The sequence below is a fragment of the uncultured Maricaulis sp. genome (assembly GCF_963975345.1).
In the GTDB taxonomy this organism is placed as follows: domain Bacteria; phylum Pseudomonadota; class Alphaproteobacteria; order Caulobacterales; family Maricaulaceae; genus Maricaulis.
Genome location: NZ_CAXBGE010000005.1, coordinates 173,798 through 196,055, shown reverse-complemented (window position 1 = coordinate 196,055; position 22,258 = coordinate 173,798). Strand labels below are relative to the sequence as shown.

Here is a 22,258-nt window from a genome sequence, read left to right as displayed (position 1 = left end):
GAATTTTGATGACACGCGTTAAAAACATTGTGCTGGCGCTTATTGCGTCCCTGCTTGCGATAGCCGCGCCTGGCGCCTTGGCCCAATCGACCGAGGGCGTTGCCGCGCTTGTGAATGATCAACCGATCACTACGGTGGATGTGCGTAACCGGATGCGGTTGATCATCGCCTCGACGGGGCTGACTCAGATCGATGCTGCAACACTGGCACAGATCCAGAGCCAGGCGATCCGGGGTCTGGTCGATGAAAGCCTGCAATTGCAGGCCGCCAGCGAGTACGACGTCGATGTCAGTGACGAGGAAATCAACCAGTCCATCCAGGATCTCGCAGACCGCAACAACACCACGATCGATTCCATTGTCAGCGACTTGGAACGCTCCGGCGTTGATATCGCTACCCTGCGGCACCAGCTCGAAGCAGAAATTGCCTGGCAGGTATTGGTCAATGGCCGCTATGGCTCGCGCATCCGCATCAGCGATCAACAGATCCAGATGGCGCTCGAACGGCTCGCGGCCAGCGCCTCGCAACCCCAATATCGAATCTTCGAATTATTCTTTGAAATTCCGAGCGTCAGTCGCGAACAGGAAACCGTTGACCGTGTCATCGCGGTGATGGATCAACTGCAACGCGGCGCGCCCTTCCCTGAACTGGCGCGGCAGTATTCTGACGCCCCTTCGGCTGCCAATGGCGGCGATATCGGCTGGATCGTGGCGTCGCAATTGCCGCCGGAAGTCGCTGCTATCGTCCCGCAACTGATGCAACAATACGCCCAGAGCCAGGGCGGGGCCGCCTTGTCCAACCCGGTCCGTGTTCCGGGCGGGTTTATGATCGTCGCTCTCGTTGCGGCGCGTGATGGCACCACAACGCTGCAATACGACCTCGATCAAATCACGGTCCCTGTCAGTGCCGTTCGTCCCAACACCCAGGCCGCGCTTTCGACGGCGATGAGCGCCAATCCGACCTGTGCGCAGGCCGCCGCTATCGCTGGCCGCATTCCCGGTGCGATCAATACGCCGCTCGGCGCGATCGGCGCCGATGCACTGCTGCCGCAGATCAGCGAAGCGCTCGCGCCCCTGCGTGACGGTGGAAATACTGGCGTGCTTCAGACGGCCGCTGGCCTCCAAACCCTGATCGTCTGCCAACGCACGATCGCCGGTCCGGGCGTTCCCAGCCGCGACGACCTCGAATCACAACTGCGCGGGCAGCAACTTTCACTGCTCTCACGCCGCTGGCTTCGAGATTTGCGCCGCGACGGCACGGTCGAGATCCGCGAGTAATGTCTGGCACCTCACCTGTCGTCATTTCGATGGGTGATCCGGCTGGTATCGGCCCCGAGATCATCCTCAAGGCATGGGCACAGCGCCGGCAGTCCGGTCCCCTCTTTGCCTGCATCGGCGATATCGGCACGATGGGCGAATACGCCCGACACCTCGGCCTACCTGCCCCGGTCGGGATCGAAACGCTGGCCGCAGCAGGCGCAACCTTTCCCCGCGCGCTTCCTGTGCTGGCATCGCCGGTCGCTATCTCCGCCCCACTCATTGCCGGCAAGCCGGATCCGCGTCACGCCGCCACCGTCAAAGCCTGCATCGAAGCCGGCGTCGAACACTGCCTCACCGGCGCGGCGCTCGCCCTGGTGACCGCGCCGATCGCCAAATCGGTAATGTACGAAGCTGGTTTCAGCTTTCCCGGTCATACCGAATTTCTGGCCGAGCTCACGCAGAACCGTCCAATCCCCGGAACACGCGGCCCGGCGATGATGTTGGCGGGCGGCGGTCTGCGCGTGGTGCTCACTTCAATCCACGAACCGTTGGCCAAAGCCGTCGCAAACCTGTCGGCGGCGCGGATCGAGCAAATCGCGCGATTGACGCACGAAGCGTTGAAACGCGATTTCGGCCTCGACCGTCCGCGTTTGGCCCTGGCCGGTCTCAATCCTCATGCGGGCGAAAACGGCAGCCTCGGGCGCGAGGAAATCGATATTATCAACCCGGTCGCCGCCCGGCTGCGCGCCGACGGCATCGCCATCACCGACGCCCTGCCCCCGGACACGATGTTCCATGCCGAGGCGCGCGCGGGCTATGACGCTGCGATCTGCCTCTATCACGATCAGGGCCTGATTCCGGTCAAGACGCTCGATTTTCATGGCGGCGTCAATATCACGCTCGGCCTGCCCATCGTGCGCACCTCGCCCGACCATGGCACCGCGTTTGATATTGCCGGAAAAGGCGTTGCCCGCGCCGACAGCCTGCTTGCCGCGCTCGACGCAGCAGCCGAAATCGCCGGGCATCGGGCATGACTGACAATCTGCCGCCGCTCCGCGATGTCATCGCGCGCCATGATCTGGCAGCGAAGAAATCCTTCGGTCAGCACTTCCTGCTCGATCTCAACCTGACCGCCAAGATCGCCAGTTTCGCTGGTGACATGTCGAACAGCCACGCCATCGAGATCGGGCCTGGCCCCGGTGGACTGACCCGCGCCATCCTCGGTGCCGGCGCCAAGCAGCTGACAGTCGTCGAAAAGGATGCGCGTTTCCTGCCGGCGCTGGAAGAAGTCAGCGCGGCCTTTCCCGGACGGGTGACCGTTTTGGAAGCCGATGGCCTGACAATCGACGAGGCGGCCATCCTGCCGGGCGAAGACCGGGTCGTCCTGTCCAACCTGCCCTATAATGTCGGCACCATATTGTTGATCAAATGGTTGCAGGCGCAGCCAATCTGGTGGCGCCGCGCCGTGTTGATGTTCCAGCGCGAAGTCGCTGACCGGATCGTCGCGGGCGTTGGCGACAAGGCCTATGGCCGCTTGGCCATCCTGACCCAATCGGTTTGTGCCGCCCAACTGGTCATGAAGATCCCGGCCCAAGCCTTCACACCGCCGCCCAAGGTCGAGTCGGCAGTGGTGATGCTCGACCCGCTGCCGGACGGAAAACGGTTCGATGATTTGCAGGCCTTGGGGATTGTTACCGCTTCCGCCTTTGGTCAGCGGCGCAAGACGCTGCGCCGCAGCTTGGGACAAGCTGCGAGCCAGACGACGGCGTCAACCGAAGAGCTGATCGCGGCGGCCGGGCTTGAGCCGGGTGCACGAGCCGAGACTATCGATATTGCCGGCTTCCAAGGGCTCGCCAGAGCTTGGCGAGCGGCGCGCGCTACTCAGCCATAAGCGCTTCGACAAAGCCGTCCAGCCAGGGATGACGCGAGCGCTTGAGGCGTTCGGCGTGCAGGATCTGGTTGAGCTTGTCGAGGGCACGCGCAAAGTCATCATTGACGATGACATAATCATATTCATGCCAATGGCTGATCTCGTCCTTGGCCCGCGCCATGCGGTCACTAATGATTTGTGGTGTGTCCTGGCCGCGCTTGCTCAGCCGGTCCTCAAGCAGATCCAGCGAGGGCGGCAGGATGAAGACGCGCACAGTGTCTTCCGGGGCCTGCGCCGCGAGCGCTTGGGCGCCTTGCCAATCGATATCGAAAATCACGTCGCGGCCATCTTCGATGGCTTCGAGTACGAGGGATTTCGGCGTGCCGTAAAAGCGGCCAAACACCTCGGCCCATTCGAAGAACTCCCCCGCCTCGGCCTGCGCCTTGAACTCGTCAACGGAGACGAAATTATAGTCCTGGCCGTTGACCTCGCCCGGCCGCGCCTGCCGTGTCGTCGTCGAGACCGACAGAACAACATCCGGATTTTGGCTCAGCAGGCGCTTGGAGAGTGTCGTTTTGCCGGCGCCAGACGGGCTCGACAGGGCGAGCAAAACCCCGCGGCGGCCGCCGCGAAAAATGGGGGGATGTCCGTCACTCGACATTCTGTACCTGCTCCCTGAATTGGTCGACCGCGTTTTTCATGGCGAGGCCAATCTGGGTCAGTGAAGAATCGGATGACTTGGAGCATAGAGTGTTTGCCTCGCGATTAAACTCCTGAGACAGGAAATCCAGCTTGCGACCGGTCGGTGAACCGGCCTCCAGCAATTCGCGGGCGGCGCGGATATGGGCGTGCAGCCGGTCGAGCTCCTCGCGGACGTCCATCTTGACCGCCATCGCGGCCGCCTCAGTGGCCAGACGCTCCGGATCGAGCCCTTGGGGCAGAAGTTCGGCATATTTCGCGGCGATGCGGCCGCGGATCGCGTCAACCCGCACAGCGGCACTGGTTTCAGCCTGTTGGGTCAGGCTTTCAATCGTATCGACATGTCCGCTCAGCAGAGCGAGCAATTCACCACCTTCAACCAGGCGCACATCACGCAGGCTGTCGAGCGCCAGGGCCAGGCTCTCCAACAGCGCGGCATCGAGTTCGTCCGCATCATCCGGCTCACTGCGATCCTCGACATCGAGCACACCGCGCACAGCCAAAAGCCCGTCGAAACTCACCGGCAGCACGCGGCCGCTGGCGACATAGGGTTCGGCGGCGGCGAGAATGGCGTCAATTCGCGCCGTATCCACGCGCAGGACGGCATCTGCTGCACCGCGGTTGAGGGTCAGACTGGCCTGGATGTTTCCGCGGGCAAAACGGGCCTTGGCCAGATCGCGGGCACCGGCCTCAAGCCGGTCATAACCGCCGGGAAAGCGAAAACGTGCCTCAAGCCCCTTGCCATTGACACTGCGTGCTTCCCAGACCCAGCTGAATTGCTCAAAACTGGCCTCAGTGCGCGCAAACCCCGTCATGCCGGAAAGTTCAGCCATATTAATTGCCCCCCCGTGGGCGAGCCCTTTCGATCTGACGCCAGCGCGCGACATTTCTCTGGTGCTCGGCATAGGTCGCCGCAAAGGCGTGTCCGCCGCTACCGTCAGCGACGAAGAACAGATCCCGGCTATCGGCGGGGTTGAGCACGGCGGCGATCGATTCTGCGCCCGGATTGGCGATTGGCGTCGGCGGCAGGCCATCATTCTGGTAGGAGTTCCAGGCGTTTGCCGCATTGTCGAGCTCTGAGCGGCGCAGGCCACGGCCAAGCGGTTCGCCGCGCGTGATGCCATAGATGATGGTTGGATCACTCTCCAGCCGCATGCCGCGGCGCAAGCGATTGACGAAGACGGCGGCAACCTCGGGCCGTTCCGATGCGATTCCGGTCTCCTTCTCCACCACCGAGGCGAGAATGATCGCCTGCTCGCGGGTCTCGAATGGCAAGTTCTCGGCGCGGTGCGGCCACAGCTCGTCGAGCAGGGCTTGCTGATCGGCGCGCATACGGTCGAGGACGACCTGGCGTTCTGTGCCCCGGTCAACCAGATAGGTTTCCGGCAGAAGTGTGCCCTCGGCCGGGATCTCGGCGATCTCGCCGGTCAGGACATCGCTCTGCTGCAGCAGCGCCACGATCATCGCGCTGGTCAGGCCTTCGGCAAAAGTGACAGGATGTTGCATCGTGCGGCCGGAGCGCAGCAATTCGTAGATTTGCGCCATGCTCGACTGTGCCGGGACAGAATATTCGCCGGCTCGCAGGGAGCGTTCACCGCCATCCAGCGTGACTGCGGCTCGAAACAGGCGCGCATCGTCGATCAGGCCGGCGGTTTCCAGCTGGCTGGAGATCCGCACCAGACCCGTACCGCGCGGCAGCAGGATAACGGTTTCTTCCATCGCTGGCCCGGGCGCGACAAATTCGGCCTGCAGCCAGCGATAACCGCCATAGGCCGTGCCGGCAGCCAGCAAAGCGAGCCCCAGCAAGCCGACGAACAGCCACAGCACCAGCTTGCCCAAGCCGCCTTTGGCCTTGGCATTGGCATCAACTTTCGCCTTGGGCGTCTTAACGTCACTCATGGAGCCATCCCGAAAAGCGGCGCACTCAATCGACCGCGACGAATACCACGGAGGCATTGGTGCCACCGAATCCGAAAGAATTCGATAGCGCCGCGCGAACCGGACGTTTGACGGGCTTGTGAGCGGCCAGATTGAGCGAGGTCGACACGGATGGATTGTCGAGATTGAGGGTCGGCGGACAGATGCCGTCACGAATCGCCAGGATCGAGAAAATGCCCTCGACCGCCCCGGCCGCACCGAGCAAATGACCGATCGCCGATTTGGTCGAGGACATCACCACATCACTGGTGCCGAACAGATGTTCGACCGCGCGCAATTCGATCTCGTCGCCCTTCGGCGTCGAAGTGCCATGCGCATTGATGTAATCAATCTCGGACGCATCGATCCCGGCATCCTTCAGCGCGGCCGACATGGCCCGGAAACCGCCATCGCCATCATCGGCCGGGGCTGTGATGTGGTAGGCGTCGCCGGACAGGCCATAGCCCTTGACCTCGGCATAGATGGTCGCGCCGCGGGCCTTGGCGTGCTCGTATTCCTCGAGCACGACAACACCGGCCCCCTCACCCATCACGAAACCGTCGCGATCGCGATCCCAGGGGCGTGAGCCGGCGGTTGGATTGTCATTGAAACCGGTCGAAAGCGCCTTGCAGGCGATAAATGAGGCAATGCCCAGCCGGCAGACCGCTGCTTCAGCGCCGCCGGCAACCATCAGATCAGCATCGCCGTGGGCGATCATCCGGGCCGCATCGCCGATCGCGTGCGCACCGGTCGAACAGGCCGTAACGACGGCGTGATTGGGGCCTTTCAGCCCGTGCCGGATCGAAACCTGGCCGGAGGCGAGATTGATCAACAGGCCGGGAATGACAAAGGGGGAAAGCCGCCTTGGACCTTTTTCATACAGGTCGATGGAGGCGTTATAGGTCGATTCCAGACCGCCAATGCCCGAACCGATCATGACACCGGCGCGGCAACGCTCTTCTTCGGAATTCGCGACCCAACCGCTATCGGCAATGGCATAATCTGCCGCCGCGACACCATAGAGAATGAAATCGTCAATGCGCTTTTGGTCGCGCGGGCTCATGACACTATCAGGTGCAAAGGCACCGGGATCGTCAGGCGAACCACCGCCGCGGCCATCGACACGCGGCACGAGACCGGCGATCTGACAGGCCAGATCGCCGGTTTCGAAATGCTCAATCAGGCCCAGACCGGATTGGCCGGCAAGAAGACGTCCCCAGACGATATCCTTGCCGCAGCCAAGCGGAGTGACCAGACCAATTCCAGTGACGACGACGCGCCGCATGGACCGGTCTTTAGCCGACTTTCTCGGAGATGAATTTCACCGCGTCGCCGACTTTTTGGATGTGCTCGGCAGCGTCGTCGGGGATTTCGATGTCGAATTCCTCTTCAAACGCCATCACGAGCTCAACATTATCCAGGCTGTCTGCGCCCAGATCGTCGATGAAACTCGCATTGTCCGTAACTTTTTCGATGTCGACATCGAGATGCTCAACAACAATTTTTTTAACGCGCTCGAGAACGTCAGACATTTCAGACCCTCATGGTAATTCGCCGCAGGAGATCGACGGCGCAGGAAAGGAGGCATAGCGCCCCAAAACCGGGCCGCCTTCACCAAGATGCGCGGGCAAGTAACATACTTCCCGAGCGCTGACCAGAATGGGCAACCGTGCTCATTCTGGCAAGATATTCCGTTAAATCATTGCCATACCGCCATTCACATGAAGTGTCTGGCCTGTGACGTAATTGGCTTCCTGACTGGCAAGATAAACAATCGCAGCAGCAATATCATCGCCCGTACCCAAATCGCCAGCAGGAATTTTCGTCAGGATGGCTTTGCGCTGATCTTCATTGAGCACATCTGTCATCGGTGAGGCAATAAATCCGGGTGCGACACAATTGACCGTCACGCCGCGCGAGGCGACTTCCTGGGCCAGGGATTTGGAAAAACCGATCATGCCGGCCTTGGAGGCGCAGTAATTGGTCTGGCCCGGATTGCCGGTGACACCGACGACCGAGGTGATACCGACGATCCGGCCCCAACGCGCTTTCATCATGCCGCGCAAGGCAGCGCGGCAAAGGCGGAAATAGCTTTCCAGATTGACGCGCAAGACCATGTCCCAATCGTCATCCTTCATGCGCATCAACAGCTGGTCGCGGGTGATGCCGGCATTGGCGATGAGAATATCCATCGAGCCCATCGCTGCAGCGGCCTGTTTCGGCAGCGCGTCGACGGCTTCGGCATCGGAGAGATTGCAGGGCAAAACATGAGTGCGGTCACCCAGCTCGGCGGCGAGCTCTTGCAACACGTTTTCGCGTGTGCCGGAGAGAGCGACGGTTGCGCCTTGCGCATGCAAAGCCTTGGCGATGGCTTGGCCGAGGCCGCCGGTGGCGCCGGTGACGAGCGCGTTCTTGCCGGTCAGATCAAACATTCTCAGGCATCCTCTTTGAGCGAAGCCGCGAAGGCTTCCAGATCGGCGGCCACATTGAGCGGCACGCCATTCGCGTCCTTGGTGGTCCGTTTCAGCATCGTGGTGAGCACCTTGCCCGCACCAGCTTCGGCGAGCGTCTTGATGCCGCCCTCTTCCACCATCCACAATACACTCTCGCGCCAGCGCACCCGGCCGGTGACCTGTTCGACCAATTGCCGCCTGATGGTTTCAACATCCGATGTCGGACGCGCGGTGACATTGGCGACAACCGGTACGGCTGGCGGCAGGATCGTCGTCGAGGCTAGCGCCGCCGCCATCGCATCGGCCGCTGGCTGCATCATGGCGCAATGGAAGGGTGCCGAGACTGGCAGCATCATGGCTTTCTTGACGCCGAGCGCCGTGGCGCGATCAATCGCGGCCTCAATCGCCTTGGTCGAGCCGGAAATCACGATCTGGCCCGGCGCATTGTCATTGGCAATCGCGCAAATCCCGACTAGCGAGCCGGCATCCACGGCCTGCTGCGCCATGTCTTCATCGGCACCGAGCAGCGCCGCCATCGTCCCCAGCCCAACCGGCACGGCCTGCTGCATGGCGCGGCCGCGCAGCTTGAGCAGTTTCGCGGCATCGCTGATCGTCAACGCGCCCGAAGCGGCCAAGGCGGAGTATTCACCCAGACTGTGACCGGCGACGAATTGTGCCGCCGCAACCGAAATGCCGAACTCGGCCTCGAGCACCCGCATCACCGCCAGGCTGGTCGCCATCAGGGCGGGCTGGGCGTTCTCGGTCAGGGTCAGATCCTCGATCGGCCCATTGGCCATAAGGCCCGACAGGTTTTGCCCGAGTGCGTCATCGACTTCGGCCAGCACGGCGCGCGCGGCGGAAAATTCGGCGGCGAGCTCCTGGCCCATGCCAACGGCCTGGCTGCCCTGACCGGGAAATACGAATGCGAGCGTCATCCGAACGCCTCCTGCGACTTGAGTTGATCGCTCGATACCCTTTGTCACGGCGCACGCGCAAGAGGTGATGCGTCTTGCGTGCCGGATCGCGATGAGCTAAACGCGCGCTTCGCTTGGTTGCGGTCCTGTTCCATTATTCCCGTCACATGGTGTGGCGGATCGGCCCAGGAGCCACCGCGAGCCTGCCCGCCCCTTCGGCGAGGCTTGCGCCGCAACCGCTGAAGAAGGGCGCCGTAATGGCACTTTACGAACACGTATTTATCGTACGTCCGGATGTTTCTCCGGCCCAGATGGAAACTCTTCTGGAAGAAACGAAGACCCTGATCGAGACCAATGGCGGCAAGACCGGCAAGATCGAATATTGGGGCCTGCGCAACCTGTCCTACCGTATCAACAAATCGCGCAAGGGTCATTATGGCCTGATCGATATCGACGCCAATGGCGCCGTGATCGACGAACTTGAGCGCCTGCAGCGCCTGTCCGAAGACGTCATGCGTTTCATGACCCTTCGTGTCGACGAGCACACCGATCAACCTTCGGCGATTCTGTCGAAGAAGGATGACCGTCGTCCGCGCCGCGATTTCCGGTCGTAAGGAGAGAAACAGATGTCATCCGATAATATTGCAAATCTGCCCGCTCGCCGCCCATTCATGCGCCGCCGCAAGGTGTGCCCATTCTCCGGCGAGAATGCACCCGCGATCGACTACAAGGACCCGAAGCTCCTGCTTCGTTACATGTCCGAACGTGGCAAGATCGTCCCGTCCCGTATCACGGCGGTTTCCGCCAAGAAGCAACGTGAACTGGCCCGCGCCATCAAACGCGCCCGCCAGATGGCTCTGCTTCCCTATGTGATGGATTAAGGAGAGCGCACGATGAAACTGGTTCTCCTGGAACGCGTCGAAAATCTCGGCGTCATGGGTGAAGTTGTCTCGGTCCGTCCGGGATTCGCCCGTAACTTCCTTCTGCCGCAAGGCAAGGCGCTGCGCGCCAATGAAGGCAATATGGCCCGCTTCGAAGCGGAAAAAGAAGCCCTGATGGCACGCAATGCCGAACGGGCTGCCGAAGCGGCTACCGCTGGTGAAGTGATCGATGGCGAAGTCTTCGTCATGGTTCGTTCCGCTGGTGAAAGCGGTCAGCTCTATGGTTCTGTCTCCTCGCGTGACATTGCCGAGATCGTTTCGGAATCCGGCACGTCAGTGATCCGCTCGCAGATTGATCTGCACGCACCGATCAAGAAGCTGGGCCTGCATGAGATTCGTATCCGTCTGCACGCCGATGTTTCGGTGACGGTCACGATCAATGTCGCCCGCTCGCTCGACGAAGCCGAACGCCAGGCCTCTGGTGAAGACGTGATCGCGGCGCAAGCCGACGAAGATCGCGCCATCGCCGAAGCCCAAGCTGCCGACCTGTTCGAAGCCAGCGAAGAAGGCGAAGAAGAAGCCGAACGCCGCGCCGATGGTGCCGACGATTCGGAAGCGCCTGAAGACGACGAAGCCTAGGCTATCAGCCTTACGCTGAAGCTTGAAAACGGGCGGGTCGCGAGACCCGCCCGTTTTTGTTTGCCACCAGACTTATCCACACCTCTCCACAGGCCGGGCAAAATGCTGTGGTAAAAATTCACTGTCTACGGCTTGAGGGGTCGTATCGCCGGGCTTGAGCCTGTATTCCATTCGCATGACAACCGAGCTGATGACCTTCGATACCGGCGCCCCGACGACGCTGGAGACCGCACCGCACAATTTGGAAGCCGAACAGGCCTTCCTCGGTGCGCTGCTGTACGACAATGAAATCTTCCACCGCATCGCCGACTGGCTGAAGCCGGAACATTTCTACGATCCCGTCCATGGCCGCATTTTCGAGACCGCTGCCGATCTGATCGGGCGCGGTTCGCTGGCCGATGCCGTGGTCCTCAAAACCCATTTTGATCGCGATGACGGTCTGCGCGAAATCGGCGGAACCACCTATCTGGCCGTGCTGATCGAGAGCGCCGCGAATAATTCGGCGGCGACCGAATACGCGCGCATGATCTATGAACTGGCCCTGCGCCGCGATCTGATCCGGATCGGTGACGAGCTCTCGGCCACCGCAGCGACCGATGCCGAAACCCAGCCGCGCAAGCTGATCGAGGCGGTCGAGCAACAGCTGTTCAACCTCGCCGAAGCCGGCTCGACCTCGCGCGGTTTTGTCAGCTTCAAACAGGCGCTGACCGAATCGGTCGAGACAGCCGCGGCGGCCTATGAGCGCGATGGCGGCCTGTCGGGGATTTCCTCGGGGCTGAAGGCGCTCGATGAAAAGCTCGGCGGCATGCACCCGTCCGACCTGATTATCCTCGCTGGCCGGCCCTCGATGGGGAAAACCGCGCTGGCGACCAATATCGCCTTCGATGTGGCGCGCAATTACGCCTTCGAGGAACAGCCTGACGGCACGACGAAGACTACCAAGGGCGGGGTTGTCGGCTTCTTCTCGCTGGAAATGTCCGCCGAGCAGCTCGCGATGCGCCTGATCGCCGATTACACGGGCATCCCCGGCTATATGATCCGCCAGGGCACGATTGACGCGACCCAGTATGAGGAAATCCGCGACGCGGTGCTCGAGATCCAGTCCTTGCCGCTTTATATTGACGATACGGGTGGCCTGCCGATTGGCGCCCTCGCCGCCCGCGCGCGCCGCCTCAAACGCACCCACGGCCTCGACCTGATCATCGTCGATTACCTTCAGCTGGTGACATCTTCACGCAACCGGCCGGGCGATAGCCGGGTGCAGGAAGTCTCGGAAGTGACGCAGAATCTCAAGGCCCTGGCCAAGGAATTGGAAGTTCCTGTCATCGCCCTGTCGCAGCTGTCGCGTAACGTCGAAAGCCGCGAAGACAAGAAGCCGCAGCTGTCCGATCTGCGCGAATCCGGTTCGATCGAGCAGGACGCCGACGTGGTGCTGTTTGTCTATCGCGAAGCCTATTACAAGGAACGCGAGAAGCCGCGCGAAGACACGCCGGAATATCTCGCCTGGCAGGAAGAATTCCGTATCATTGAAAAACTGGCCGAAGTGGTCATCGGCAAGCAACGCCATGGCGCCATCGGCACGGCCAAACTGTCCTTTGACGGGGCACGCACGAAGTTTAGCGATCTTGATGAACGATTCGAAGACGGTTGAGCCTGCGGCGCAGCCCGCGCCACGCTTGGTCATTGATCTGGCGGCGATCCAGCGCAATTTCGCGGCCCTGAAACGCTTGGCACCGAGCGCGCAGGCCGGCGCCGTGGTCAAGGCGAATGCCTATGGCTTGGGCGCCTCACGGGTTGTTCCCGCCCTCGCCGATGCCGGTTGCCGCACCTTTTATGTCGCCCACACCACCGAGGGCCGCGAAGCGCGCGAGGCGTTGGCCGGGCGCGAAGCCGATATTTTCGTGTTCAACGGCTTTTGGCCGTCCGAGCTGGAATCGCTCCGCGAGGCCCGGCTCTTCCCGGTCATCAATGATCTGCACCAATTGCATCAGCTGCGCGAACTCGCGCCCGATCTGCCCTGCGCCATCCATTTCGACACCGGCATGAATCGGCTCGGGCTGGGTCCCAATGCGACGCGCAGCCTGATGGACAATCCCGATTGGCTTGCCGGTCTCGATGTGCGCCAATTGATGAGCCATCTGGCCTGTTCGCATGAGCCCGCCCACCCGCTCAATGCCCGGCAATTGGAACGTTTTTCCGCCGTCCGTGACCACTACTCCGACATCCCGGCGAGCTTCGCCAATTCCGGCGGCATCATGCTCGACCCACGCTATCATTTCGACATTCTGCGGCCGGGTCTGGCGCTCTATGGCGGCCATCCGGCACCGGGTCAGGACGATCCCTTCGCCCCGGCGGTCCGCGTCGAAGCACCGGTTTTGCAGGTGCGCACCATCAGGGCCGGCGATTGCGCCGGCTATGGCGCGACATTCACCGCCGAGCGGGAAATGCAGATTGCCACCGTCGCGACCGGCTACGCCGACGGGCTGTTGCGGGCCTGCGGCAATGGCGGTTTTGGTCGCATTGGCGGTGTCAAAGTGCCGATCATTGGTCGCATCTCGATGGATTTGACGACGCTTGATCTGAGCGACGTGACCGAACCGGTTACGCCCGGCGACTGGGTCAGTTTTCTTGACGGTGATATCGAACCGATGGCCCAGGCCGCGCAGACGATCAGCTATGAATTCCTCGTCCGGCTCGGCTTGCGTTTCCAGCGCGTCTATTTGCCCGGAACCTCTGCAGCGCTGTGAGCTTGCCGCCGCGCGGAACAGAGTGTGAACTGGGCGTCCACTAAACGAAGACGATTCGCCATGGCCCGTGCTGAAAACCTCTATGTCTGCCAAAGCTGCGGCGCCGCTCAATCCAAATGGGCCGGACGCTGCGATGCCTGTGGCAGCTGGAATACGCTGGTGGAGGAAACGCCCGCCGCACCGCTGGGCACCCAGGCCACGACCGCCAAGCGCCGCGGCAAGGGCAATGTGCTCGATCTGGTCGATCTCGGTGCCGACACACCCGAAGCGCCGCGCCTGAAATCCGGCATTCCCGAGCTCGACCGCGTCTGCGGCGGCGGGCTGGTGCGCGGTTCGGCGATATTGGTCGGCGGCGATCCGGGGATCGGCAAATCGACCCTGCTCCTGCAGCTTGTCGCCCTGATGGCCCGCAATGATGCCCGCGCGATCTATGTCTCCGGCGAGGAAGCCGTCGCCCAAGTGCGGCTGCGCGCGCGGCGGCTCGGGCTGGCCGATGCACCGGTCTCGCTGGCGGCGGAAACCTCGCTCAACAATATTCTCGATGGGCTGAAGGCGGAAAAGCCCGATATCGTCGTGATTGATTCAATTCAGACCATGTGGAGCGACCAGCTCGCCGCCGCGCCCGGCACCGTCGCCCAAGTGCGCGCCTGTTCGCAGGAGCTGGTACGCTTTGCCAAGCAGCGCAATTGCATCGTCGTCCTGGTCGGCCATGTCACCAAGGACGGTCAGATCGCCGGCCCGCGCGTGATCGAGCACATGGTCGACGCAGTGTTGTATTTCGAGGGCGAGCGCTCCCATCAATTCCGCATCCTGCGCGCCGTGAAAAACCGCTTCGGTCCGACCGACGAGATCGGCGTGTTTGAAATGGGCGATGCCGGACTGGGCGAAGTCGCCAATCCCTCCGCCCTCTTCCTTGATGGCCGCGGCGATTCGACCTCCGGCGCCGCTGTGTTTGCCGGCATGGAGGGCACCCGGCCGGTCCTTAGTGAAATCCAGGCCCTGGTCGCCCCGGCCGCCTTTGGCACCCCACGCCGCGCAGTAGTCGGCTGGGATAGCGGACGGCTGGCGATGGTGCTGGCCGTACTCGAAGCGCGCTGCGGTGTTGATTTTTCCAATCGAGACATCTTCCTCAATGTCGCCGGCGGTCTGAAAATCACCGAGCCGGCAGCCGATCTTGCTGTGGCGGCGGCGATTGTGTCCTCGGCGCTGGATGTTGCTTTGCCGTCGGACGGTGTTGTTTACGGAGAAATCAGTCTTTCAGGCGATGTTCGACCGGTCGGTCGGAGTGATTCGCGCCTCAAGGAAGCTGCCAAGCTGGGCTTCACGCGGGCGATCGCCCCGAAAGCCTCGGCCGATGATGCAGCGCCGGTACGTGTGCTGGGCGTGGCCACAGCGCTCGAACTGGTGCAAACTCTGCAGGCGATGGCGGGCGAATAGGGAAGACGCCGATGGACGGTTCCTTGAGTGCATTTGACGGTATAGGTCTGACGATTCTGCTCGTATCCGGCCTGTTGGCGCTGGTACGTGGCTTTGTCCGCGAAGCCCTGTCGGTCACCGCCTTTGTCGCCGCGTCACTGGCGACGCTTTGGGCGCTGCCAGCTTTTCTCGGCCCGGCGCGCGAGCTGATCGATCCGGACTGGCTGGCACCGTTGGCGATCGGCGCGATCATTTTCCTGCTGGTCTATCTGGCGATCACCTTCGTCACCTCCTCGCTGTCACGGGGCTTGGCCAAGGGCGATGACGTCAATGTCGTCGACCGCACGCTGGGCTTTGCCTTCGGCGTGGTTCGCGGATTAATCATGCTCGCGCTCGGCGTAATTTTCATGACGGCGACCCTTGGCGTAAACGGCCAACCGCCGCGCGCCGTAACCGAATCCCGGATCTATCCGCTGGTCAAAGCCGCGGCCGACGCCCTGCAGACGCTGGCGCCACCAACGTCACGCATCGCGGGCACAGACCTCCTGCCAGAGGCGCGTCCGAACTCCACCTACGACCCGATTGCAGAAACAATAAGAAATGATGCGACCTCCTATGGCAGCCGCGACAGAAACCGACTAGATGAACTCATCGGTTCGAAGGCAGAAGATCAGGATGACGATGGATGAGCGATAAAGACGCACTCCCCGCCACGCTGACCTATGATCCCGTCACGGATCGCCCCCAGGAAGAATGCGGCGTCTTTGCTGTCTATGGTGCCGAAGATGCTGGTGTTTTAACCGCGCTCGGCCTGCATGCGCTGCAGCATCGCGGCCAGGAAGCCTGCGGTATCGCGACCCATGACGGCTCGCGTTTTCATGTCGAGCGCTATCTCGGTCTGGTCGGTGAAAACTTTGCCTCACCCGACATGCCTGAGCGCCTTCCAGGCAATGTCGCAATCGGCCATGTGCGCTATTCCACCCAAGGCGCCTCGGTGTTGCGCAATGTGCAACCGCTCTATTCCGACGTGCGCGGCGGCGGTATCGCCCTGGCGCATAACGGCAATATCACCAATGCCCGCGTTTTGCGCGAAGAGCTGGTCGCCAATGGCGCCATTTTCCAGTCGACCAGCGATTCGGAAGTCGTGCTTCATCTCGCAGCCCTGTCGCGCAAATCCAAGCTCACCAATCGCCTCTCGCATGCACTGAAACAGATCGAGGGCGCCTTTGCCTTCGTAGTTCTGGTCAATGACCGCCTGATCGCCGCACGTGACCCTTATGGCATTCGGCCGCTGGTGATGGGCGAGTTGGGCAAGGCCATCGTCTTTGCCTCGGAAACCACCGCGCTCGACATGGTCGGTGCGACCTATCTGCGCGATGTCGAGCCGGGCGAAGCTATAATCCTGTCAGACGGCGAGATGCGCAGCGAACGCTTCTCCCCGGCACGCACCGCGCGCCCCTGCGCCTTCGAATACATCTATTTCGCCCGCCCTGATTCTGTGATCAACGGCCGCAGCGTCTACGAAGCGCGCAAGGAAATGGGGCGTCAATTAGCGCTCGAAACCCCCGCCGATGTCGACGTCATCATTCCCGTCCCCGATAGCGGTGTGCCTGCGGCATTGGGCTATTCGGAAGCCAGCGGAATTCCGTTTGAGCTGGGAATTATCCGCAGCCACTTCGTTGGCCGCACCTTCATCCAGCCGACTCAAGACAGACGCGACATCTCCGTGCGCATGAAACACTCGGCCAATGCCGCCGCCGTGCGCGGCAAGCGCGTGCTGTTGATCGATGATTCGATCGTACGCGGCACAACCTCGTTGAAAATCGTGCGGCTGATGCGCGAAGCCGGGGCGACAGAAGTCCATTTCCGTTCCGCTTGTCCGCCAATCAAATACCCGGATTTCTACGGCATCGACATGGCTGGTCAGAAGGAATTGATTGCCGCGAATTTGGATGTCGACCAGATGGCAGCCAGGCTGGAGGCTGACAGCCTCGCCTTCCTGAGCGTCGACGGCATGTACAAAGCGATTACCGGTGCAGCGCGCAATGGGCGCGCACCGCTCTTGGCGGATCATTACTTCACCGGCGAATACCCGACGCGATTGATGGATCGCGACCGCTCGCTGTCGGCGAAGGAATTTCAACTCTCCCTCTTGGTGGACGCATGACTGCAATTGACCTGACTGGCCGCGTTGCTCTGGTAACCGGTGCATCGCGTGGCATTGGCCGCGCCATGGCTCTCGAACTCGGCAAGGCTGGCGCACACGTGATCGCCACGGCGCGCACGACCGGCGCGCTGGAAGAAATTGATGATCTGATCCGCGACGCAGGTGGATCCTCGACCTTGGTGCCGCTCGATCTGTTGTCAAATGACGGCATCGAACAGCTCGGTGCCATCGTCGCGGAACGTTGGGGCAAGCTCGACATATTATTGAGCAATGCCGGCCTGCTTGGCGTGCTGACGCCCGCAGCGCAGGTCAAGGCCAAGACTTGGAATGAAGTGATTGGCGTCAACCTGCTGGCACCCGCCCGCCTGATCCGCGCTTTCGAACCGCTTCTGCTGGAATCCGAGACCGGCGGCCGCGCCGTCTTCATCTCGTCCGGAGCCGCCACATCGCGGCGGCCCTTCTGGGGCCCTTATGCGGCCAGCAAGTCCGGGCTGGACGCGCTGGTTCAATCCTGGGCTGGCGAGCACAAGAACAACCCGCTGCGGATCAATCTCGTTTATCCCGGCGCGGTGCGCACTGTAATGCGGGCCAAGGCCTTCCCGGGCGAAGACGCCAAGCTGTTGCCGGAACCGGCCTCGCTATGGCCGATGATCAGCAAGCTGGTGGCCGATGATTGCCAGCGCCATGGCGAAATCGTTCAAGCAGACGTGAAAATGGCGACCGCCTAAAAGCAAACTGGACTGCCCCGAAGGCTCGCCTCAGCGCTTTTTCGGTCCCGGACCGCTGCCACCGCGTTCATTGCCCTGCTCATTATCGACATAGGGATTTTTGCCGGCCTTGACGATCAAACGGATCGGCACGCCAGGAAGATCAAATGCGGTTCGCAAGCCGTTAATCAGATAGCGCTTGTATGAATCCGGCAAATCAGCGGCGCGCGAGCACATCAAAACGAAGGTCGGCGGCCGTGACTTCGTCTGGGTCAGATAGCGCGGCTTGATCCGGCGGCCATTGACGGCCGGCGGCGGGTGACGCTCGATCATCTCGTGCAGCCAGTCATTGAGATCGCGTGTCTTGACCTTGGCGTCCCAATTGCGGTGCAAGATCGCCAGGGTCGGCATGATCTTGTCGAGACCCTTGTTTTTCAGGGCCGAGATCGGCAGCAGTGGCGCACCGGACATCTGCGGCAGCAGCCGGTCAAATTCCTCGCGAACCTCCTTGAGATAGGCTTCGCGGTCGGGCACGAGGTCGAATTTCGAAATCGCGACAGCCACAGCTCGGCCTTCAGAGAAGGCCATATCGGCGAGTTGAAGGTCCTGCTTCTCGAGCGGATGGCTGGCATCCATCAAAAGCAGAACGACTTCGGAGAACTTCACCGCGCGCAAGGTGTCGGCGACGCTCATCCGCTCGAGCCGATCAGAGACTTTGCCCTTCTTGCGCAGACCGGCCGTGTCGTGCAGGCGCACGCGGCGGCCATCCCAGAGCCAATCGACGGCGATAGCATCGCGGGTGATGCCAGCCTCGGGTCCGGTAATCAGGCGCTGTTCGCCGATCAGGCAATTGATCAGGGTCGATTTACCGGCATTCGGACGGCCGATGACGGCGATGCGCAGCGGTGGATCGCTCGGGCGCGGTTTTGACGATTCGCGCGGCTGTTCGCCCAGCGCATCAACAATCGCCTGATAAAGCTCGCTCATCCCCTCGCCATGGGCAGCGGAGATGGCGACAGGTTCGCCGAGGCCGAGGCTATAGGAATCGAGCAGGCCCGACTGGCCGGCGCGGCCTTCGGCCTTGTTGGCGAGCAGCACGACCGGCTTGCCGGCCTTGCGCATCACTTCGGCAAAGGTCTGGTCGAGCGGCATGACACCGGCCCGCGCATCGATCAGGAGCAGACAGATATCCGCATCCTTGATCGCGATCTCGGTCTGGGCGCGCATCTCCGCCTCCAGACCTTCCTTCTTCTCGTCGTCATAGCCGGCCGTGTCGATCAGACGCAGATCCATATCGCCCAAACGGCCCACGGCTTCGCGGCGGTCGCGGGTGACACCCGGCCGGTCGTCGACGATCGCCAGCGGCTTGCCCGCCAGACGATTGAACAGCGTTGATTTTCCCACATTGGGCCGTCCGACGACGGCGATGCGGGGTATAAAATCATTCATTTGTTTTTTGGCCTATCGAAGCGCGATCAAACGCGCGTCATCGGTAACCACATAAACGGTCTCATTGGCAATGACCGGTGCCACAAAGACCGGCGCGCCGAGCCCGTATTGACGGATAACTTCGCCGTCATAGGCATTGACCACGACCGCGTCACCGCGGCTGGACGCGAGGAAAACCCGGCCACCGGCCAGTACTGGGCCAGCCCAGGCAATGCGGTTCTTGCGTCGGTTCGGATTCTCGAACAAATCGAGCTGGGTCATCCAGTGCACGATACCGGTATTACGGTTGAGACAGACCAGTTCGGCCTCGCTGGTGACGAGGTAGAGGAAATCGCCAGCAACCCACGGCGTGTGCAGACCGCCGGCCGGTTGGGTCCAGACCCGCTCCCCGGTGCGCAACTCGATTGCCACCAGAGTGCCGGAATGGCTCATCGCATAGACAGTCCCGTCCATGATCACCGGGCTACCGGCGACATCATTGATTTCCGACATGGCGGTCAGGCCGCCCGCACGAGTGAGGCTGTCAGACCAGACGGGATTGCCATTCTGAACCCGTAGCGCCACCAGCTCGCCGGAGGCGAAGGGGGCGACAACGATGTCGCCGAGCACAGCCGGACTCGGCCCGGTCAGCAGTCGGGCGGTTTCGATAATACCCTGATAGGTCCACAGGACTGCACCGGTCGTGGCATCGAGCGCCAACAGCTCATTATCATCGCTGGTCACGAAGACGCGTCCATCGACGACAGTTGGGGCACCGTGGAAAGGCACCAGAGTCTCGGTACGCCAGATTTCAGCACCGGTCTCGGCATCGAGAGCGACGAAGAAATTGAAGCCGGAATGGGCATAGATGCGACCTGAATCATAGGCCAAGCCCGAACCGAAAGCCATGCGGTCATGCCGGTTGGGGACGCCCAGACGGATCGACCAGATTTGCGACCCGCTATCCGCATCCAGGGCGGTGACGCGGCCTGAGGCGTCGCCAGCAAAGATTTTGCCTTCAGCGATCACCGGCCGCGCATTCAGCCGGCGGTCATTATTGGACCCCTGGCCGATGGAGCGACGCCAGGCGACATCGAGATTGCCGCTGGCCTGGGTGTGTTGCAAGGCGTGGGTCGGATAGCCGCCCGGCTGGGGCCAGACTGAATTGACATAGGCTGTCGGCAGCGTGACCGTCGGCAGCACGTCATCGGTGCCGGTTCGCAATGTCTGTTCGAAGCTGAGGATCGAGATCCGGCCGTCGGTCGGTGCGGTGTCCGCATTGTGATTGCGACCCGGGAACATATCCATCGGATTGGGGATGGAGGAACAGGCCGCGAGCGGCGCCAAAACGAGGGCCAATACGGCGATACGCAAACGCTTTACATCAATCATCGCCCGAATCCCCGGCGCTAGCTTGTTCAGTCTCAACATCGTCCAAGGGGACTGGTATCGCTTGCGGTTCAACCGCTGGTGCTGGCCGGTCATCAATCAGGGCCAGCCCCTCCAGCGCGCGACGCGCCACGCCTTGAGGCACGTCGAAAGCGACCGACAGGAATTGATATTCACGCCGTGCCCGGGGCAGATCGCCTGCCCGCAACGCCGCAACCGCAATCGCTTCGCGCGCCAGATAGCGATAAGGCGCAGCGGGTCCGGTTAACGGTGTCAGCCGGATATCGACGTCACTGAAACTCAACGTATCCCACAGGGCCCAGACGGCTTTCAGGGTCGCCAGGTCGCGGAGCAGCGGCTCGCCGCTTTGCGCTGCAACCTGCTCATAAAGCTCGGCAGCCGCCACGTAATCACCCGCCTCAAGTTTGAGCGCGGCTCGTTGCAACAGCGCGAGTGTGGCGTAGGAGCCTGTCCCGGTATTGGCCAGCGCTTCAAAGCTCGTCAAGGCTTGCGCCACCTGACCGGCTCCCAGCGCGTTGACCGCTACCATATAGGCATCCGAGGACGTCTCGCGAGTCGAGGTTTGCCATGCCTGCCAGCCCTGGTAACCAGCGGTTCCCAAGATGATCGCGGCAGCAGCACCCAGCACCATCGGGCCGTATTGGCGCGCCAGGTCTTGGTATTTGTCTTTGCGAAGTTCCTCGTCAACTTCTTCGAAAATATCGACCACGTCGAAGCGGCTCCGTGTTTATGGGTAATATGCGCGCGACCCTAGCGCCCGCGCGGCTCAGCGGCAACAGACCTCAACTGTCGATCCGCGTCAGGCTGTAGGTCTCGTCGCTGGAGGGGAAACTGCGAGCACGCACCTCGCCTGCATAGCGTGCCACGGCAGCAGCGGTGCGCTCAGCCATATTATCATAGCGTTTGACGAATTTCGGTGTCCAATCGAATACGCCAAGCATGTCCTGGGTGACAAGAATCTGACCATCGCAATGGCCCGAGGCCCCGATACCGATCGTCGGCACCTTGACCGTCTGTGTGATCTCGCGCGCCAGATCCTCGTCGACACCTTCAATCACAATCGCAAAGGCGCCCGATTTCTCGGCGATCACGGCTTCCTCGATAACGCGGGCGCGCTCGGCACCGGTCTTGCCCTTGGCCTTAAACCCACCCTCGGCCAACGCCGCCTGCGGCCGCAGACCGACATGACCGATCACCGGAATCGAGCGCTGGGCCATGAATTCAATGGTCGCGCCGGCATAGGTACCACTTTCGATCTTGATGGCCTGGCAGCCGGTTTCGCACATGATGCGGGCCGCATTCTCGAACGCCTGTTGCGGTGATTTCTCATAGCTGCCGAACGGCATGTCGACCGCGACCAGGGCGCGGTTGGCACCCCGCATCACGGCTTGGCCGTGCAGGATCATCATCTCGAGCGTGACGCCAATTGTGCTGGCAAGCCCATGCACGACCATGCCGACGCTGTCGCCGACCAGCAGTAAATCGCAATGTGGGTCGAGCAGGCGTGCCATCGGCGCATCATAGGCGGTCAGGCAGACCAGGGGTTCAAGCCCCTTGCGCGCCCGGATATCGGCAGCGGTGATGCGGCGGGTCTGGATTTGGGCGGACATGGGAGCGCGGCCTTTCAAGGCTGGGAAGACCGCGAGTTTAGCGCACGATGCTGCAGTGCAAAAGCCCGGGGCAGCGGTTGTGGAGTCGATGCCAGTTCCGGACCTTTAGTGGTCGCATTTTCGAACCGCAAAACCGGTTCC

23 protein-coding genes are annotated in these 22,258 nt (G+C 61.8%); 12 read left to right on the top strand and 11 right to left on the bottom strand.

Going from position 1 to position 22,258, the window contains the following annotated elements; translation table 11 throughout:
- The first annotated feature begins 8 nt into the window (after nucleotides 1-8).
- The 3 genes from AAC029_RS07350 to rsmA are packed head-to-tail and all read left to right on the top strand — an operon-like array spanning nucleotide 9 to nucleotide 3,150.
- A complete protein-coding gene (locus AAC029_RS07350; RefSeq protein WP_339745780.1) occupies nucleotides 9-1,277 on the top strand; it encodes a peptidylprolyl isomerase in 1,269 nt (422 codons plus the stop codon).
- Entirely contained in the window at nucleotides 1,277-2,293 is a 1,017-nt protein-coding gene (gene pdxA / locus AAC029_RS07345) for a 4-hydroxythreonine-4-phosphate dehydrogenase PdxA (RefSeq protein WP_339745777.1), read from the top strand. The genes AAC029_RS07350 and pdxA overlap by 1 nt, the downstream gene beginning before the upstream one ends.
- On the top strand, nucleotides 2,290-3,150 hold the full coding sequence (rsmA, locus tag AAC029_RS07340; protein WP_339745775.1) for a 16S rRNA (adenine(1518)-N(6)/adenine(1519)-N(6))-dimethyltransferase RsmA: 861 nt from the start codon (nucleotides 2,290-2,292) through the stop codon (nucleotides 3,148-3,150). Before pdxA ends, rsmA begins: the two co-directional genes overlap by 4 nt.
- Here rsmA and gmk read toward each other — a convergent pair.
- The 7 genes from gmk to fabD form a co-directional block, all read right to left on the bottom strand.
- A complete protein-coding gene (gmk, locus tag AAC029_RS07335) occupies nucleotides 3,137-3,790 on the bottom strand; it encodes a guanylate kinase (RefSeq protein ID WP_339745773.1) in 654 nt (217 codons plus the stop codon). The two genes, rsmA and gmk, sit on opposite strands and share 14 nt — an antisense overlap.
- Nucleotides 3,780-4,661 (bottom strand): YicC/YloC family endoribonuclease, encoded by an 882-nt coding sequence (locus AAC029_RS07330; protein ID WP_339745771.1) that lies wholly within the window; start codon nucleotides 4,659-4,661, stop codon nucleotides 3,780-3,782. Before AAC029_RS07330 ends, gmk begins: the two co-directional genes overlap by 11 nt.
- Nucleotide 4,662: 1 nt before the next feature.
- A complete protein-coding gene (mltG, locus tag AAC029_RS07325) occupies nucleotides 4,663-5,727 on the bottom strand; it encodes an endolytic transglycosylase MltG (RefSeq protein WP_339745768.1) in 1,065 nt (354 codons plus the stop codon).
- Nucleotides 5,728-5,752: 25 nt separating this feature from the next.
- Complete coding sequence (gene fabF, locus AAC029_RS07320; RefSeq protein WP_339745765.1) at nucleotides 5,753-7,030, bottom strand: beta-ketoacyl-ACP synthase II; 1,278 nt, start codon at nucleotides 7,028-7,030, stop codon at nucleotides 5,753-5,755.
- A 10-nt stretch (nucleotides 7,031-7,040) separates the two neighbouring features.
- Nucleotides 7,041-7,277, bottom strand: a complete 237-nt coding sequence (locus AAC029_RS07315; RefSeq protein WP_091770144.1) for an acyl carrier protein — start codon at nucleotides 7,275-7,277, stop codon at nucleotides 7,041-7,043.
- A 162-nt stretch (nucleotides 7,278-7,439) separates the two neighbouring features.
- A complete protein-coding gene (fabG, locus tag AAC029_RS07310) occupies nucleotides 7,440-8,177 on the bottom strand; it encodes a 3-oxoacyl-[acyl-carrier-protein] reductase (protein ID WP_339745762.1) in 738 nt (245 codons plus the stop codon).
- A gap of 2 nt (nucleotides 8,178-8,179) precedes the next feature.
- A complete protein-coding gene (gene fabD / locus AAC029_RS07305) occupies nucleotides 8,180-9,133 on the bottom strand; it encodes an ACP S-malonyltransferase (protein ID WP_339745758.1) in 954 nt (317 codons plus the stop codon).
- Nucleotides 9,134-9,369: 236 nt separating this feature from the next.
- Between fabD and rpsF the strand changes: the two genes are divergently transcribed.
- From rpsF to AAC029_RS07260, 9 genes are all read left to right on the top strand, one after another.
- Entirely contained in the window at nucleotides 9,370-9,726 is a 357-nt protein-coding gene (rpsF, locus tag AAC029_RS07300; protein WP_091770150.1) for a 30S ribosomal protein S6, read from the top strand.
- A 12-nt stretch (nucleotides 9,727-9,738) separates the two neighbouring features.
- Nucleotides 9,739-9,993, top strand: a complete 255-nt coding sequence (gene rpsR, locus AAC029_RS07295; protein WP_233342419.1) for a 30S ribosomal protein S18 — start codon at nucleotides 9,739-9,741, stop codon at nucleotides 9,991-9,993.
- A 12-nt stretch (nucleotides 9,994-10,005) separates the two neighbouring features.
- Nucleotides 10,006-10,632, top strand: coding sequence for a 50S ribosomal protein L9 (gene rplI, locus AAC029_RS07290; protein ID WP_339745755.1), 627 nt, complete (start codon nucleotides 10,006-10,008; stop codon nucleotides 10,630-10,632).
- Nucleotides 10,633-10,807: 175 nt separating this feature from the next.
- Nucleotides 10,808-12,283, top strand: coding sequence for a replicative DNA helicase (locus AAC029_RS07285; RefSeq protein ID WP_339745752.1), 1,476 nt, complete (start codon nucleotides 10,808-10,810; stop codon nucleotides 12,281-12,283).
- Nucleotides 12,261-13,379 (top strand): alanine racemase, encoded by a 1,119-nt coding sequence (gene alr / locus AAC029_RS07280; RefSeq protein WP_339745750.1) that lies wholly within the window; start codon nucleotides 12,261-12,263, stop codon nucleotides 13,377-13,379. Before AAC029_RS07285 ends, alr begins: the two co-directional genes overlap by 23 nt.
- 60 nt (nucleotides 13,380-13,439) lie before the next feature.
- Complete coding sequence (gene radA, locus AAC029_RS07275; RefSeq protein ID WP_339745747.1) at nucleotides 13,440-14,816, top strand: DNA repair protein RadA; 1,377 nt, start codon at nucleotides 13,440-13,442, stop codon at nucleotides 14,814-14,816.
- A gap of 11 nt (nucleotides 14,817-14,827) precedes the next feature.
- On the top strand, nucleotides 14,828-15,484 hold the full coding sequence (locus tag AAC029_RS07270; RefSeq protein WP_339745744.1) for a CvpA family protein: 657 nt from the start codon (nucleotides 14,828-14,830) through the stop codon (nucleotides 15,482-15,484).
- Nucleotides 15,481-16,962 (top strand): amidophosphoribosyltransferase, encoded by a 1,482-nt coding sequence (gene purF, locus AAC029_RS07265; protein WP_339745742.1) that lies wholly within the window; start codon nucleotides 15,481-15,483, stop codon nucleotides 16,960-16,962. The genes AAC029_RS07270 and purF overlap by 4 nt, the downstream gene beginning before the upstream one ends.
- Nucleotides 16,959-17,690, top strand: a complete 732-nt coding sequence (locus AAC029_RS07260) for an SDR family NAD(P)-dependent oxidoreductase (RefSeq protein WP_339745739.1) — start codon at nucleotides 16,959-16,961, stop codon at nucleotides 17,688-17,690. The genes purF and AAC029_RS07260 overlap by 4 nt, the downstream gene beginning before the upstream one ends.
- Before the next feature lie 30 nt (nucleotides 17,691-17,720).
- Here AAC029_RS07260 and der read toward each other — a convergent pair whose 3' ends face one another.
- The 4 genes from der to panB all read right to left on the bottom strand — a co-directional run bounded on the left by der (nucleotide 17,721) and on the right by panB (nucleotide 22,117).
- A complete protein-coding gene (der, locus tag AAC029_RS07255; protein ID WP_339745736.1) occupies nucleotides 17,721-19,118 on the bottom strand; it encodes a ribosome biogenesis GTPase Der in 1,398 nt (465 codons plus the stop codon).
- 12 nt (nucleotides 19,119-19,130) lie between these two features.
- Complete coding sequence (locus AAC029_RS07250) at nucleotides 19,131-20,489, bottom strand: PQQ-binding-like beta-propeller repeat protein (RefSeq protein WP_339745733.1); 1,359 nt, start codon at nucleotides 20,487-20,489, stop codon at nucleotides 19,131-19,133.
- Nucleotides 20,482-21,216, bottom strand: a complete 735-nt coding sequence (locus AAC029_RS07245; RefSeq protein ID WP_339745730.1) for a tetratricopeptide repeat protein — start codon at nucleotides 21,214-21,216, stop codon at nucleotides 20,482-20,484. Before AAC029_RS07245 ends, AAC029_RS07250 begins: the two co-directional genes overlap by 8 nt.
- 73 nt (nucleotides 21,217-21,289) lie before the next feature.
- The gene (gene panB, locus AAC029_RS07240; RefSeq protein ID WP_339745727.1) at nucleotides 21,290-22,117 is read right to left on the bottom strand and encodes a 3-methyl-2-oxobutanoate hydroxymethyltransferase; all 828 of its coding nucleotides are present in this window, start codon (nucleotides 22,115-22,117) and stop codon (nucleotides 21,290-21,292) included.
- Nucleotides 22,118-22,258: the final 141 nt, after the last annotated feature.

Bases quoted from the DNA above. Each gene is read 5' to 3' on its own strand.
- AAC029_RS07350 (WP_339745780.1), top strand. From the start codon at position 9: ATGACACGCGTTAAAAACATTGTGCTGGCGCTTATTGCGTCCCTGCTT.
- pdxA (WP_339745777.1), top strand. From the start codon at position 1,277: ATGTCTGGCACCTCACCTGTCGTCATTTCGATGGGTGATCCGGCTGGT.
- rsmA (WP_339745775.1), top strand. From the start codon at position 2,290: ATGACTGACAATCTGCCGCCGCTCCGCGATGTCATCGCGCGCCATGAT.
- gmk (WP_339745773.1), bottom strand. From the start codon at position 3,790: ATGTCGAGTGACGGACATCCCCCCATTTTTCGCGGCGGCCGCCGCGGG.
- AAC029_RS07330 (WP_339745771.1), bottom strand. From the start codon at position 4,661: ATGGCTGAACTTTCCGGCATGACGGGGTTTGCGCGCACTGAGGCCAGT.
- mltG (WP_339745768.1), bottom strand. From the start codon at position 5,727: ATGAGTGACGTTAAGACGCCCAAGGCGAAAGTTGATGCCAATGCCAAG.
- fabF (WP_339745765.1), bottom strand. From the start codon at position 7,030: ATGCGGCGCGTCGTCGTCACTGGAATTGGTCTGGTCACTCCGCTTGGC.
- AAC029_RS07315 (WP_091770144.1), bottom strand. From the start codon at position 7,277: ATGTCTGACGTTCTCGAGCGCGTTAAAAAAATTGTTGTTGAGCATCTC.
- fabG (WP_339745762.1), bottom strand. From the start codon at position 8,177: ATGTTTGATCTGACCGGCAAGAACGCGCTCGTCACCGGCGCCACCGGC.
- fabD (WP_339745758.1), bottom strand. From the start codon at position 9,133: ATGACGCTCGCATTCGTATTTCCCGGTCAGGGCAGCCAGGCCGTTGGC.
- rpsF (WP_091770150.1), top strand. From the start codon at position 9,370: ATGGCACTTTACGAACACGTATTTATCGTACGTCCGGATGTTTCTCCG.
- rpsR (WP_233342419.1), top strand. From the start codon at position 9,739: ATGTCATCCGATAATATTGCAAATCTGCCCGCTCGCCGCCCATTCATG.
- rplI (WP_339745755.1), top strand. From the start codon at position 10,006: ATGAAACTGGTTCTCCTGGAACGCGTCGAAAATCTCGGCGTCATGGGT.
- AAC029_RS07285 (WP_339745752.1), top strand. From the start codon at position 10,808: ATGACAACCGAGCTGATGACCTTCGATACCGGCGCCCCGACGACGCTG.
- alr (WP_339745750.1), top strand. From the start codon at position 12,261: ATGAACGATTCGAAGACGGTTGAGCCTGCGGCGCAGCCCGCGCCACGC.
- radA (WP_339745747.1), top strand. From the start codon at position 13,440: ATGGCCCGTGCTGAAAACCTCTATGTCTGCCAAAGCTGCGGCGCCGCT.
- AAC029_RS07270 (WP_339745744.1), top strand. From the start codon at position 14,828: ATGGACGGTTCCTTGAGTGCATTTGACGGTATAGGTCTGACGATTCTG.
- purF (WP_339745742.1), top strand. From the start codon at position 15,481: ATGAGCGATAAAGACGCACTCCCCGCCACGCTGACCTATGATCCCGTC.
- AAC029_RS07260 (WP_339745739.1), top strand. From the start codon at position 16,959: ATGACTGCAATTGACCTGACTGGCCGCGTTGCTCTGGTAACCGGTGCA.
- der (WP_339745736.1), bottom strand. From the start codon at position 19,118: ATGAATGATTTTATACCCCGCATCGCCGTCGTCGGACGGCCCAATGTG.
- AAC029_RS07250 (WP_339745733.1), bottom strand. From the start codon at position 20,489: ATGATTGATGTAAAGCGTTTGCGTATCGCCGTATTGGCCCTCGTTTTG.
- panB (WP_339745727.1), bottom strand. From the start codon at position 22,117: ATGTCCGCCCAAATCCAGACCCGCCGCATCACCGCTGCCGATATCCGG.